Source organism: Streptomyces sp. SLBN-118, assembly GCF_006715635.1.
Classification (GTDB): domain Bacteria; phylum Actinomycetota; class Actinomycetes; order Streptomycetales; family Streptomycetaceae; genus Streptomyces.
Map to the genome: position 1 here is coordinate 1,279,510 of NZ_VFNP01000001.1, position 11,867 is coordinate 1,291,376.

The following is an 11,867-nucleotide window of genomic DNA, read 5'->3' on the forward strand; positions in this document are numbered from 1 at the left end:
GGCCCGGCGCGCTCAGGCGTCGTCGTGCCGGGCCCTGCTCGGCTGCACCCGCTTCGGCTCGCCCGGCATCTTCGGATACTCCGGCGGGTAGGGCAGGTCGCCGAGGCCGTGCTCCGCCTCGTCCTTGCGGGCCACCTCCAGCAGGCTCTCCAGGCTGAACCGCTGATCGTCCATGTCCGCGTGCACGTCGCCGACCTCCGCGTACCGCGCGGGCATCGTCTGGATGTCGAAGTCCTGCGGCACGGCGTCGTCGATCTCCTCCCAGCGCAGCGGCGCGGAGACGGGGGCGTGCGGGCGTGGCCGCACGGAGTAGGCGGAGGCGATGGTGCGGTCCCGGGCGGTCTGGTTGTAGTCGACGAAGATCCGCTCGCCGCGCTCCTCCTTCCACCATTTGATGGTCACCCGGTCCGGCATGCGGCGCTCCAGCTGCCGGCCGACGGCGATCGCGGCCCGCCGGACCTGGGTGAAGGTCCACCGCGGCTCGATCGGTACGAAGACATGGATGCCGCGTCCGCCTGACGTCTTGGGCCAGCCGCGCAGTCCGGACTCGTCCAGTACGGCGCGCAGTTCGTGGGCGGCACGCACGGCGTCGGCGTAGTCGGTGCCCGGCTGCGGGTCGAGGTCGATCCGCAGCTCGTCGGGGTGGTCGGTGTCCTCGCGGCGTACGGGCCAGGGGTGAAAGGTGACGGCCCCGAGGTTGGCGGCCCACAGCACGGCGGCGGGTTCGGTGGGGCACATCTCGTCGGCGGACCGGCCGCTGGGGAAGGTGATGTGGGCGGTCGGGATCCAGTCGGGCAGATATTTGGGGGCACGCTTCTGGAAGAACGACTCGCCGGTCACCCCCTCGGGGTAGCGCTCCAGGGTGGTGGGCCGGTTGTGAAGGGCGCGGGTGATGCCGTCGCCGACGGCGAGGTAGTAGCTGACCATGTCCAGCTTGGTGTAGCCGGGCTCAGGGAAGTAGATCTTGTCGGGATTGGACACGCGAACGGTCCGCTCCCCCACGTCCAGTTCGATCGCTCCGGCCATGCCCGCCAGCGTAGGCCGTGCCGAGATTCCCCGCATACCGGACAATCGCCGTATGGATCTGCCTGTGATGCCACCCGTGAAGCCGATGCTGGCCAAGTCGGTCAAGAAGATCCCGCCGGGCATGCAGTACGAGGCCAAGTGGGACGGGTTCCGGGCGATCGTCCACCGGGACGGCGACGAGGTGGTCATCGGCTCCCGGACCGGCAAGCCGCTCACCCGCTACTTCCCCGAGCTGGCAGCCCATCTGCTGGCCAATCTCCCGGTCCGCTGTGTCGTCGACGGAGAGATCGTCATCGCCCACGAGGGACGCCTCGACTTCGACAAGCTCACCGAGCGCATTCACCCCGCCGACTCCCGGGTGCGGCTGCTCGCCGAGCAGACACCCTCGAGCTTCATCGCCTTCGATCTGCTCGCGCTCGGCGACGAGGCCCTGCTGGACGCCCCGCTCTCGGTGCGGCGGGCCATGCTGGCGGCAGCTCTGGCCGATGCCGTCGCGCCCGTACACCTGGCGCCCGCCACCACGGATGTCGCAGTGGCGCAGGAGTGGTTCGAGCGGTACGAGGGCGCGGGGCTCGACGGGATCGTCGCCAAGCCGCTGGACCTGCCCTACCGGCCCGACTCCCGGCTGATGTTCAAGATCAAGCACGAGCGGACGGCCGATGTGGTCGTGGCGGGCTACCGCTTCCACAAGAGCGGCCCGATCGTCGGCTCGCTGCTCCTCGGCCTCAATGACGCATCGGGCGCACTGCAGCACGTCGGCGTCTGCGCGGCGTTCTCGATGAAGGTGCGCGAGGAGCTGATCGAGGAGCTGGAGCCGCTGCGGATGGATCCGCCGGACAGCCATCCGTGGGCGGCGTGGGCGGAGGAGAGCGCACATGAGAGCGCCCGGCTGCCCGGTGCGCAGAGCCGCTGGACGGGCAAGAAGGATCTCTCGTGGGTGGCGCTGCGGCCAGAGCGGGTCGCCGAGGTGGCCTACGACCACATGGAAGGCGACCGATTCCGGCACACCGCGCAGTTCCGGCGCTGGCGGCCGGACCGCGAGCCCGCCGACTGCACCTACGCGCAGTTGGAGGAGCCGGTGCGCTACGACCTGTCCGAGGTGCTTTCAGCGCCCTGAAGCGATCGCTCACGGAGCCTGCGCGTGGCGCCGCGACCGCCTCCGGCTTGCTCCGCGCTCGTGTCGATCAGGTGACGTGCACCACTGCCCACGCACGGTCCCTTCGGCCTGACCGGGCGACGAGGTCGCATGGATGGGCAGGCTCCCGCCGCCCGCCGCCCGGACCGCCAATGCGGGCACGGCCCACTCGTGGCTGGTCCGGGGCATGATCGCGACTCGGCAGCCGGGTTCGGGGCACGCAATGATCAACCCCTTGGCCACAGTGGTCACTTCGGCCGTGACGACGCTCACCGTGACGGGCCGCTCGTCGCCGCCCCGTCGGCCGGGCGACCGAGTGGGGTGCCCTGCCGCCGTTCGCATAAAGTGGGGAAGCGGCTGTCCGTGCGGCTCGCGCAGTGCGCGCTGCCGGCACGACACCGTTGGCCCGTGATCCGAAACGGTTGCCGCACAGAGACATCCCAGACGACGAACACGGAAGACCGTCCGGTACGTATGAAGGGGTGGGCGCCGGCCTCCGGTGCCCGACAGAGAAGAAGAGAAGGACTAAACGTGACCGCGTCGCCCCTCGTACCCGTACCGATCCCGGATCGAATCGCCGTGCTGATCGGGTCCTGCATGCCGATGGACATACTGCAGGCAGAGGTCGACGCCGAGTGCGCCGCACGCGAGGTGAACCGGTTCCGCATGCCCTTGTGCACCGAGGACCAGGCGGACCGCGAGCACGCGCTGTCCACGCTGGCGCAGGCCAACAAGATCCTTGCCGCCTACAACCCGCGGCTGGTCATCAAGCCGTCTCGCGGCTTCTGAAGTCACCGGGGTCGTGGTGAGCGGGGCCAGGGGCCGCTGGTGGCTGCTGCTCGCGGATGGCCCCGCGGGCGAACCGCAACCCGGCACCCCGCCCCTGCGCCTAGCCGTCGGCGCGGGGCTTCACTCGCTCGCCATGAGCACCGGGGTGTTCAACCTGTTGTGGGCGACGGCGACGGTGCTGATGATCGTCCGGCCCGGATCCACCACCGGGGCGTGATCCGCCCTCCCCCGCTGATCCGCTCCCGGCTCAGTCCAGGAACTCTCCGTCGACATACACCCAGGCGCCGCCGTGCCGCACGAAACGGCTGCGCTCGTGCAGCGCGCCGCGCATTCCGTGATGCCGGAAGCGGGCACGGAAGGTGACCGTGCCGGACGAGTGGAACGCACTGCCGTCCTCGGTGTCCAGGATCTCCAGGCGCGTCCACTGCATCCCGGGGTCGATCTCCAGGGTCCGTGGCCTGGTCGATGGATGCCATGTACGCAGCAGATACGCCTCGTTGTGGGTGACAAAGGCGCTGTAGCGGGAGCGCATCAACAGTTCTGCGGTGGGCGCGTTGGCTGCGCCCGAGTGGAAGCGCCCGCAGCACTCGCCGTAGGTGGCGGGCAGCCCGCAGGGGCAGGGCGACGTGTCGGTGAGGGCGGGGGCGGAACCGCGCCGGGGGCCGGAGCTGCGTCGGGACATGACTCCATTTTCCAGCCATTGGACGAATGGCGGCCTCCCGCTGCACGGTGAAGCCGCTGTTCCGGGCCCCGGAGATCGAAGTCCTGAAGCGTCACGACCGCACCCGCTACCGGCTCGGGCTGCGCATCGCCCTCGATCTCGGGTGACGGCCACGAGGACAGGGGGCGGGCAGCGTATCGGTGGGCCGCTTCGTTCCTCGCGGTGAGCTTCCCCGAGCGGGCTACGGAAGTCCTTACGGACCTGTGACGACACGGCGCGCAAGGGCTATCAGTGCCCTTGTCGGCCGTAGCGTCGCCAGTATGCGTGTACTCGTCACAGGAGGCGCGGGCTTCATCGGCTCGCAGATCGTCGCTGCTCTCGCCGCCCGCGGCCATGACCCGGTCGTGCTCGACGCCCTGCTGCCTGCGGCCCATCCCGAACCCCCGCCCCGGCCCGACGCCGAGTGGATCCTGGGGGACGTAAGGGACCGTGAGGTCCTGGCGCGGGCCCTGCGCGGCGTGGACGCCGTCTGCCACCAGGCGGCGATGGTCGGCCTCGGCAAGGACTTCTCGGACGCACCGGAGTACGTCGGCTGCAACGACCTCGGCACGGCCGTGCTCCTTGCGGCGATGGCCGAAGCGGGTGTCGAGGAACTGGTGCTGGCCGGCTCGATGGTGGTCTACGGCGAGGGCCGCTACGACTGCCGGCGCCACGGCCGCATCCGCCCGGGCCCGCGCGCCGCGGCCGATCTGGCGGCCGGGCACTTCGAGCCCCTGTGCACCGAGTGCGGCGCCGAGCTGACCTCGGGCCTGGTGGGCGAGGACGCCCCGACGGACCCCCGCAATCTGTACGCGACGACCAAGCTGGCCCAGGAGCATCTGGCCGCGGCCTGGGCCAGGGCGACGGCCGGCCGGGCCGTCGCCCTGCGCTACCACAATGTGTACGGGCCGGGGATGCCGCGGAACACCCCGTACGCGGGCGTGGCCTCCTTCTTCCGGTCCGCCCTCGAGCGGGGCGAGGCGCCGCGGGTCTTCGAGGACGGGCGGCAGCGACGGGACTTCGTCCATGTACGGGACGTCGCGGACGCCAACGCGATCGCCCTGGAGACCCTTGGCGACCGGGAACCGGGTGTGCTCACCGCGTACAACACCGGCAGCGGGACCCCGCACACGGTCGGCGAGATGGCGGACGCGCTGGCCCGTGCCCACGGCGGCCTCGCGCCGGTGGTCACCGGGGAGTTCCGGCTCGGCGACGTACGGCACATCACCGCCGACTCCCGGCGGCTGCGGGCCGAACTGGGCTGGAAGCCGCGGATCGGCTTCGCCGATGGCATGACGGAGTTCGCCGCCGACGGGCTGCGGGGTGCGGCGTCATGACGGTCGATGTGATCCTTCCCTGCCTCGACGAGGCGGAGGCGCTGCCCTGGGTCCTGAGCCGGATCCCGGCCGGATGGCGCGCGATCGTCGTCGACAACGGCTCGACGGACGGCTCCGACCGGATCGCCCGCGACCTGGGCGCGACCGTCGTGCATGAGGGCCGGCGCGGATTCGGTGCCGCATGCCATGCGGGACTGCTGGCGGCGGAGGCGGAGTATGTCTGCTTCTGCGACTGCGACGCCTCACTGGACCCGGGGCTGCTGGTCGATTTCGTGACCCGAGTCGGCGACGGCGAGAGCGACTTGGTGCTGGGGCGGCGCCGGCCGCAGGGACGCGGGGCCTGGCCGCCGCACGCCCGTGCCGGGAATCTGGCCCTCGCACGGATGCTGCGCCGGCGCACCGGCCTGCGACTGCATGACCTGGGCCCGCTGCGGGCGGCGCGCCGCGGGGAACTGCTCGCCCTCGACCTGACGGACCGCCGCAGCGGCTATCCGCTCCAGATGGTGGTCCGCGCGGCGGAGGCGGGCTGGCGGGTGACGGAGGTCGACGTCCCCTATCTGCCGAGATCGGGAAGGTCGAAAGTGACGGGCACATGGCGGGGCACCTGGCAGGCGGTCCGGGACATGCGGGCGGTACTGGCCCAGGGGCCCGCGGACCGGGTCGGCGTCGTGGGCGGGGTGCAATGAGCCCGGCACGCGCGACCGGGCATGCCGACGAGGCGGCGGACGGCGCGGCGCGGCGCGGTGACCGGCTGCCCGAACCGTCCGGCGCCCGTGCGACCGCACCCCACACGTCCCGCGACCGGGAGGAGCGCTCCGGCACGCTGCTGGTCATCGCCAAGGCCCCCGTGCCCGGGCGCGTCAAGACCCGGCTCTGTCCCCCGTACTCCCCCGACGAGGCGGCCCGGCTCGCCGAGGCCGCGCTCGCCGACACCCTGGAGGTCGTGCTGGCCACTCCCGTACGACGCCGGGTTCTGGTGCTCGACGGTGCGCCCGGCGACTGGCTGCCGGACGGTTTCGACGTCGTGCCGCAGTGTCAGGGCGGGCTCGACGAACGGCTGGCGCACGCCTTCGGGCTCTGCGAGGGGCCCGCGCTGCTCGTCGGCATGGACACACCACAGCTGACCATCGAACTCCTCGCCACCGGACTGGAGTTGGGCGAGGGCGAGGCCTCCTTCGGTCCGGCCGACGACGGCGGATTCTGGGCGCTGGGCCTGGCCGAACCGGATCCCGCGCTACTGCGCGGCGTACCGATGTCCGTGCCCGAGACCGGCGCGATCCAGCGGCACCGGCTCCTGCGTACCGGTCTCGCGGTACGTCAACTGCCCGTGCTGCGGGACGTGGACACCGCCGACGATGCCCGCCTGGTCGCGGCACAGGCCCCGCACGGCCGGTTCGCCGCGGCGATGACCGCGCTCGCCGGGACCGGGGCGCGATGACCGCCCCGGCCTGGCAGGCCGATCCGTACACCGACGCGCTGCGCACGGGCCGCGGGCCGCTGTTTCTGCGCCGCCCCGACGGCTGGCTGCTGCCCCTGGAGGTCGAGCGGTGGTGCGCAGATCCGGACGACGCCGATCTGACCGTGCTGGAGCGCTGCCGGGGCGCGGTGCTCGACATCGGCTGCGGGCCCGGCCGGCTGGTCGCGGCGCTCGCCGCGCTGGGGCGGCCGACGCTGGGCATCGACGTCAGCCCCGAGGCGGTGGCCCGCACACTGCGGATCGGCGGCAGCGCGCTGCACCGTTCGGTCTTCGATCCGCTTCCCCGCGAGGGAAGTTGGGGCACCGCTCTGCTCATCGACGGCAATATCGGCATAGGCGGGGACCCGAAGGCACTGCTCTCCCGGGTGGCGGATCTGGTCGCCGATGACGGTGCGCTGCTGGCCGAGACCGCTCCGCTCGATGTCGACGAGCGCGTGCAGGTGCGGGTCTACGACGGCAGTGCGCAGGGCTCGGCGTTCCCCTGGGCCCGAGTGGGCACGACCGCGCTGCTCGACTACGCGGCGTCGGCGGGCTGGGCGGCGGACGAGGCCGAGCTCTGGACGGTGGCGGGGCGCACGTTCGTGGCGCTCCGCCGGGCACGGCGGCCGAGGCTCATACCGCAGAGGGGCTCGGTTTCAGACGCGGTGTTGTGAAGACGGGCGGCCGGCCCGCCGGGAGCGGCTGTTCCGGCTGGTCCACGGCGCCCTGCCACAGCAGCACTCGGTGCCTGCGCTCCCAGCGGGCCGCCCGTTCGGCACGTAGCAGCGGGTCCACCGCCCAGACGAGGTTGAACGTCACGACCAGCGGTTCGTGGGCGGCGAGTGCCGTGCCCAGTCCCGCGGGGCCCGTTCACGGCGGCGCCCACCGTCGCGGCGATCGCCCCCGAGATCCCTATCACCAGGGCGTACGCCACTTGTTTGTGTACGAACCTGACCATGACCGCGTCCCCCTTGTACGCCACGGACGGGCACTCGGTGTCACATGCCCAGGAAGACAGCGTCACCGAGCGTCCCGGCCGATGCGTTCGCCAAGTGTTCAACGCCGCGGCACTCGCCGCCAGATCCATCGCGCCGCCGGCAGCAGCCCGGTGAGCACCGCGACGGCCGCAAGCGCCAGCAGCCAGTTGCGTACGTAGTCCAGCGGCAGCACCGAGGTGTTCTTCGGTGTTCCCGGCCGCAGGAGCACCGGCAGCGCGACCACCGTCAGGCAGCCCGCCACGATCAGCGCGCCGCGGACCGTTCCGCGCGCCGGAACTGCCGCGAGAAGCAGCCCCACGCCGAGGACCAGCGGGGCGACGATCCCGTCGTGCAGGACGATCGCGCCCGCCAGCCACAGCGCCACGTCCTTCAGTTGTCCCCCGGTCACCAGCAGTACGGCGCCGACAGTCATCAGGGCGAGGCCCAGCGCACCCGTCACGATCCGCATCAGATGACCTCCATCCTGGCGACCCACTTGGTCTGGAGCACACCGGGCCGGTTCGGGGCGATGATGCGTGCCGGGAAGCCGTGGTCGAGCGAGAGCACCTCGCCGCCCAGGCGCAGGGCGAGCAGGCTGAGCGGATCGTCGGCGTAGTCGGCGCCCATCTCCATCACGCGGTAGGCGCCGCGCCGCTCCATCGACACGACCCGTACCGCCGTGCCGGGCCTGGCTCCGGCGCGCTCCAGCAGGTCCCGTACGCGGACGCCGGTCCACTGGGCCGACTTGCTCCAGCCCTCCACACAGGCGATCGGCAGGGTGACGGTGGTCTGGGGCAGTGCCCGCAGTTCGTCGAGGGTGAGTTCGTAACTTCGCCTGCCGATCACGGTCAGCCGCCAGTCGGCCACGGTCAGGGCGGTCACGCCCGCGGTGGAAGCCAGACGGTTGACGGGCAGCCCCTGCGGGCCGTGGTCGGGATGTCTCGGCGCGAGCAGGTCGAAGCGCCTCAGAGGAGTGAAGGACTGACCGACGGTCGCCAGCGTCACCGCGCCGACCGCCGCGGCGACTCCGGTCAGCAGGGAGCGCCGGTCGGGCCCCTCGGCCGCCGGGAGTTCGAGCGTGCCCGGTGAGCGGCTGGTCCAATGCGCCCTGATCTCCGGGTACTTGACGGCGATGTGCAGGATCAGCGCGCCGAACAGAAGCCATGCCACAGCGAAGTGCACCGGAACGAAGGAGAACGGCCACGGGTACCACTGGACGGTGTTGAGCAATCCGGTGAACAGCTGGAACACGGCCGCTGCGACCAGGACGGCCACCGATACACGCTCCAGCGCATGGCGCACCGACTTCAGCGCGGGCCACACGAACAGCCGGGGATACACGGTCCACAGCTTGGCGAACAGCAGCGGGATCGCCGCGATACCGCTCGCCACATGCAGCCCCTGCGTCACCCGGTAGCCCCAGGACGGGCGGCTCGGCAGGACGTTCACGAGAAAGTCCGGCGGGTGCTGGAGGTAGTGGCTGATCACGCCGGTCACAAAGCACACGGCGATCGCCAGGCCCAGCCAGCGGCCGATCGAGGTTGCCGTACGGGCGTCGTGCAGCTTGCCCGAGAAGGACGGCAAGGGGGGCGCGGACAGTCTGGGCAGTCGGGGTGGCCTGATCTTCATGTCTTCCATGAGACTCCCGCCGGGGCCCGAGTGGAGCGCTCTGACACCTTACGGAATGCGGACATCAGGCGGCTGCCAGGCGTCCGGGCCTCCTCCGGCTGCCAGGCTGAGCCTGTGATCAACCCGCGTACGCTCACCGCCGGCGTCCTCCTGGGGGCCCTGACCGCCGCACTCGTGCTGACCGTCCGCAAGGACGGCTACTTCACCGACCCCGTCGGTCTTTCCTGGTGGTACGCCGCCTGCTGGGCGCTGTTCGCCGCGGCGGTCTTCGCGGTGCGCAGGGCCCCGGTGCGCCAGGCCGTGGTCCTGGTGATCGCGGGGGGTGTGGCGGTCGCCGCGACCGGGCTGCTGGCTCCCCCGCGTACCAGTACGGATTCGTACCGTTACGCCTGGGACGGCAGGGTGCAGGCGGCCGGCATCTCGCCGTACGACCACGCCCCGGCCGATCCCGCGCTCACCGGCCTGCGCGACGACTGGCTGTTCCCGAGCGGGGCCGCGTGTGCCGGGCCCGGCCTGGTACGCATCGCCGGGCCCGAAGGCGAGGTGCACTGCACACGGATCAACCGGCCGCAGGTGCACACCGTCTACCCGCCGGTGGCGGAAGGGTATTTCCTGCTCGTCGACTCCCTCTCGCCGGACGGTTCGCGGCACAAGGCACTGCAGGCCGGCGGTGTGGTGCTGTCGCTGGGCACCACGGCGGCGCTGCTGCTCGTCCTGCGCAGGCGCGGCGATCCCCGCCGCGCGGCGTACTGGGCCTGGTGCCCGATCGTGCCCATCGAGGCGGTGAACAACGCGCACGCCGATGTGCTCGGGGCGCTGCTGACCGTGGTGGGCCTGGGAGTGCTGGTGCGGCGGCGCATCGCGGGCGGGGCGCTGCTCGGCGCGGCGATCGCGACCAAGCTGCTGCCCGCGGTGGTGTTGCCGGGCGCCCTGTCCGGCGTACGGCGGGTGCGGGACGCGGCAGCGGTCCTGCTGCCCGCGGCCACCGTGGTCGCGCTGACGTATCTGCCGTACGTCCTGGTCTCCAACAGCTCGGTGCTCGGCTATCTCAGCGGCTACACGGAGGAGGAGGGGTACGACGATCCCTCGGCCCGCAACCGCTACGCGCTGCTGCGGCTGGTGCTGCCGGACGACTGGGCGCTGCCCGCTGTGGTCGTGGCGATGCTGGCGGTCACCGCCCATGTCCTGCTGCACGGTGATCCCGAACGACCGTGGAGCGGCGCCCTGCTGGTCACCGGATCGGCCTTCCTGCTGCTGACTCCCGGCTACTCCTGGTACGCGTTGCTGCTGGTCGCGCTGGTGGCCCTGGACGGGAGGTGGGAGTGGCTCGCCGTGGCGGTCGCGGGTGCTGCGAAGTACGTCACCGTGAGGATGGACGCCGATCCTGACAGCTTGGGGACCTGGGTGTACGCGGCCGCGGCCGCAGTGGTGCTCGGCGGCTGCGTGCTGCGTCGTCGTCGGCCACGGCGCGCGGCACCGCGCGGTGATGACGACCGGCGGGTCAGCGCGGGTGCGGCTCAGTCGACGCGGTCGTGACGCGCTCCCGGACGGTCCCCTGCCGCGCTCGGGCTCACCGTCGGCATCACGACGGCTGCGGTCGCTGTAGTCCCTGGAGGAGCAGTTCGATCAGTCGGCGGGGGTCATAGCGGGGGTCGTTGTGACGTCCGATGCAGAGGTTGCCGATGCCGCGCATCAGTTCGTAGGCGTGCGTACCGGGCCTGATTTCGCCGGCGTCGTGCGTCGAAGCCGCCGCTGTCCGATTGCATCGCGTTGGCGAGTCCGTGCTTCGTGACCAGGAAATCGACGAACAGGTCGACCCACTGGCGGAGTGCCGCGAGCCACCCCGGGGACACCGCTTGGCAGGCGGCGAGTGAAGCGCTGACGGCCGGCCCCCACCCGCTCGTACGGGTCGAATCCAAGTGAGCCGCAGAGGCACCACCTCTGTGGCGCGGGTCAGCGGCGCGCGCGGGCGAGCAACGCCGCATGCGGCAACGTCAGCACGCCGTCCTGATCTGCGAACTCCCTGCTGAACAGATCGAAGTGACGCTTGATCTCGGCGCGGATCCGGGGGGTCTGGCTCTGCACCATCTGCCCGCCGAACGCCACTCCGCTCGCAGGACCGCTCCACCACTCGTCGGCGCTTGCGCGATGATCCCAGCGCAAGGTCTCGCACACGGCCTCGCGCAACCCTGCCGCATTCATCAGGCCCCTCAGGCCGCACTCGTCACGGGGAAATTCATCTTCAGAAGCCAGTCCTGCGGGCAGGTGCGGCGGACGCACTGCTGCTCCGGCCTGGATCGCGCGGCCGATCAGAGTCTGTCCGGCGGCCGGAGGCACCGCCCAAATCGTCAACGCGATCAAACCGTTCGGCTTCACGACACGGCGCAGCTCGGCCAGGGCAATCTTGGGCCGGCCCACATGGTTCAGCACGAAGTTGGCCACGACAGCGTCGAACTCTGCGTCGGCGAAGGGAAGCTCAGGAAGGGCGGCCACGCCCACGTCAGCCGCCGGTGCGGCCCGCGTCGCCAACTCGACCATGCTCGGCTCTGCATCCACGGCAGCCACCGTCGCACCCCGGGCGCACGCGGCGGCAGCGACCGTCCCCGGCCCGGTCCCCACATCCAGCATCCGCGCGCCCGGCCCCACCTCGGCGGCATCGAGCAACTGTGGCACCGGATAGGCGCACAGCTTGGCAAAGCTTCCGGCATAAGCGGCTCCCTGGCCCGCCCATATGAGCCGCTCACTCTTGTCGAACGTCGTCATCGACACCGGCGCCCTCCCCGACCTCACCCAAGATCAACTGTTGTCACGACCCTAA

The 11,867-nt window shown here is 71.5% G+C and carries 13 protein-coding genes and 1 pseudogene; 8 read left to right on the forward strand and 6 right to left on the reverse strand.

Features of this window, described 5'->3' with window-relative positions; translation table 11 throughout:
* Positions 1 to 12 precede the first annotated feature (12 nt).
* The gene (gene ligD / locus FBY35_RS05835; protein ID WP_142212755.1) at positions 13 to 1,026 is read right to left on the reverse strand and encodes a non-homologous end-joining DNA ligase; all 1,014 of its coding nucleotides are present in this window, start codon (positions 1,024 to 1,026) and stop codon (positions 13 to 15) included.
* Positions 1,027 to 1,078: 52 nt separating this feature from the next.
* Here ligD and FBY35_RS05840 point away from each other — a divergent pair, with 52 nt between their 5' ends.
* The 3 genes from FBY35_RS05840 (at position 1,079) to FBY35_RS05850 (ending at position 3,167) form a co-directional block, all read left to right on the forward strand.
* On the forward strand, positions 1,079 to 2,143 hold the full coding sequence (locus FBY35_RS05840) for an ATP-dependent DNA ligase (protein WP_142212756.1): 1,065 nt from the start codon (positions 1,079 to 1,081) through the stop codon (positions 2,141 to 2,143).
* Positions 2,144 to 2,692: 549 nt separating this feature from the next.
* Positions 2,693 to 2,950: a hypothetical protein gene (locus tag FBY35_RS05845; RefSeq protein ID WP_142212757.1), complete on the forward strand. Its 258-nt coding sequence runs from the start codon at positions 2,693 to 2,695 to the stop codon at positions 2,948 to 2,950.
* A 16-nt stretch (positions 2,951 to 2,966) separates the two neighbouring features.
* Positions 2,967 to 3,167 (forward strand): hypothetical protein, encoded by a 201-nt coding sequence (locus FBY35_RS05850; protein ID WP_142212758.1) that lies wholly within the window; start codon positions 2,967 to 2,969, stop codon positions 3,165 to 3,167.
* A 30-nt stretch (positions 3,168 to 3,197) separates the two neighbouring features.
* On the opposite strand, the gene FBY35_RS05855 is transcribed toward FBY35_RS05850, so the two are convergent.
* A complete protein-coding gene (locus tag FBY35_RS05855) occupies positions 3,198 to 3,632 on the reverse strand; it encodes a YchJ family protein (protein WP_142212759.1) in 435 nt (144 codons plus the stop codon).
* Between the two features lie 299 nt (positions 3,633 to 3,931).
* Here FBY35_RS05855 and FBY35_RS05860 point away from each other — a divergent pair, with 299 nt between their 5' ends.
* The 4 genes from FBY35_RS05860 to FBY35_RS05875 are packed head-to-tail and all read left to right on the forward strand — an operon-like array spanning position 3,932 to position 7,117.
* Positions 3,932 to 4,987: an NAD(P)-dependent oxidoreductase gene (locus tag FBY35_RS05860; protein WP_142212760.1), complete on the forward strand. Its 1,056-nt coding sequence runs from the start codon at positions 3,932 to 3,934 to the stop codon at positions 4,985 to 4,987.
* Positions 4,984 to 5,673 (forward strand): glycosyltransferase family 2 protein, encoded by a 690-nt coding sequence (locus tag FBY35_RS05865; RefSeq protein ID WP_142212761.1) that lies wholly within the window; start codon positions 4,984 to 4,986, stop codon positions 5,671 to 5,673. The genes FBY35_RS05860 and FBY35_RS05865 overlap by 4 nt, the downstream gene beginning before the upstream one ends.
* Complete coding sequence (locus tag FBY35_RS05870) at positions 5,670 to 6,425, forward strand: DUF2064 domain-containing protein (RefSeq protein ID WP_142212762.1); 756 nt, start codon at positions 5,670 to 5,672, stop codon at positions 6,423 to 6,425. The genes FBY35_RS05865 and FBY35_RS05870 overlap by 4 nt, the downstream gene beginning before the upstream one ends.
* A complete protein-coding gene (locus FBY35_RS05875; protein ID WP_142212763.1) occupies positions 6,422 to 7,117 on the forward strand; it encodes a bifunctional 2-polyprenyl-6-hydroxyphenol methylase/3-demethylubiquinol 3-O-methyltransferase UbiG in 696 nt (231 codons plus the stop codon). Before FBY35_RS05870 ends, FBY35_RS05875 begins: the two co-directional genes overlap by 4 nt.
* A 382-nt stretch (positions 7,118 to 7,499) precedes the next feature.
* On the opposite strand, the gene FBY35_RS05880 is transcribed toward FBY35_RS05875, so the two are convergent.
* Both FBY35_RS05880 and FBY35_RS05885 read right to left on the reverse strand, forming a co-directional pair.
* A complete protein-coding gene (locus FBY35_RS05880) occupies positions 7,500 to 7,889 on the reverse strand; it encodes a hypothetical protein (protein WP_142212764.1) in 390 nt (129 codons plus the stop codon).
* Positions 7,889 to 9,049: a molybdopterin-dependent oxidoreductase gene (locus FBY35_RS05885; protein WP_260848528.1), complete on the reverse strand. Its 1,161-nt coding sequence runs from the start codon at positions 9,047 to 9,049 to the stop codon at positions 7,889 to 7,891. The genes FBY35_RS05880 and FBY35_RS05885 overlap by 1 nt, the downstream gene beginning before the upstream one ends.
* 114 nt (positions 9,050 to 9,163) lie before the next feature.
* Between FBY35_RS05885 and FBY35_RS05890 the strand changes: the two genes are divergently transcribed.
* On the forward strand, positions 9,164 to 10,585 hold the full coding sequence (locus tag FBY35_RS05890) for a glycosyltransferase family 87 protein (protein WP_142212766.1): 1,422 nt from the start codon (positions 9,164 to 9,166) through the stop codon (positions 10,583 to 10,585).
* Positions 10,586 to 10,631: 46 nt separating this feature from the next.
* Here the strand turns inward: FBY35_RS05890 and FBY35_RS36945 are convergent.
* Both FBY35_RS36945 and FBY35_RS05900 read right to left on the reverse strand, forming a co-directional pair.
* Positions 10,632 to 10,941 (reverse strand): annotated as a pseudogene (locus FBY35_RS36945) (TetR family transcriptional regulator); the annotation flags it as partial.
* A gap of 61 nt (positions 10,942 to 11,002) precedes the next feature.
* Positions 11,003 to 11,812 carry a class I SAM-dependent methyltransferase gene (locus FBY35_RS05900; RefSeq protein WP_142212767.1) on the reverse strand — a complete coding sequence of 270 codons (810 nt, stop codon included), beginning with the start codon at positions 11,810 to 11,812 and terminating at the stop codon, positions 11,003 to 11,005.
* Positions 11,813 to 11,867: the final 55 nt, after the last annotated feature.

Excerpts from the sequence above, each read along its gene's own strand:
- ligD (WP_142212755.1), bottom strand. The coding sequence starts at position 1,026 with ATGGCCGGAGCGATCGAACTGGACGTGGGGGAGCGGACCGTTCGCGTG.
- FBY35_RS05840 (WP_142212756.1), top strand. The coding sequence starts at position 1,079 with ATGGATCTGCCTGTGATGCCACCCGTGAAGCCGATGCTGGCCAAGTCG.
- FBY35_RS05855 (WP_142212759.1), bottom strand. The coding sequence starts at position 3,632 with ATGTCCCGACGCAGCTCCGGCCCCCGGCGCGGTTCCGCCCCCGCCCTC.
- FBY35_RS05860 (WP_142212760.1), top strand. The coding sequence starts at position 3,932 with ATGCGTGTACTCGTCACAGGAGGCGCGGGCTTCATCGGCTCGCAGATC.
- FBY35_RS05865 (WP_142212761.1), top strand. The coding sequence starts at position 4,984 with ATGACGGTCGATGTGATCCTTCCCTGCCTCGACGAGGCGGAGGCGCTG.
- FBY35_RS05870 (WP_142212762.1), top strand. The coding sequence starts at position 5,670 with ATGAGCCCGGCACGCGCGACCGGGCATGCCGACGAGGCGGCGGACGGC.
- FBY35_RS05875 (WP_142212763.1), top strand. The coding sequence starts at position 6,422 with ATGACCGCCCCGGCCTGGCAGGCCGATCCGTACACCGACGCGCTGCGC.
- FBY35_RS05880 (WP_142212764.1), bottom strand. The coding sequence starts at position 7,889 with ATGCGGATCGTGACGGGTGCGCTGGGCCTCGCCCTGATGACTGTCGGC.
- FBY35_RS05885 (WP_260848528.1), bottom strand. The coding sequence starts at position 9,049 with ATGAAGATCAGGCCACCCCGACTGCCCAGACTGTCCGCGCCCCCCTTG.
- FBY35_RS05900 (WP_142212767.1), bottom strand. The coding sequence starts at position 11,812 with ATGACGACGTTCGACAAGAGTGAGCGGCTCATATGGGCGGGCCAGGGA.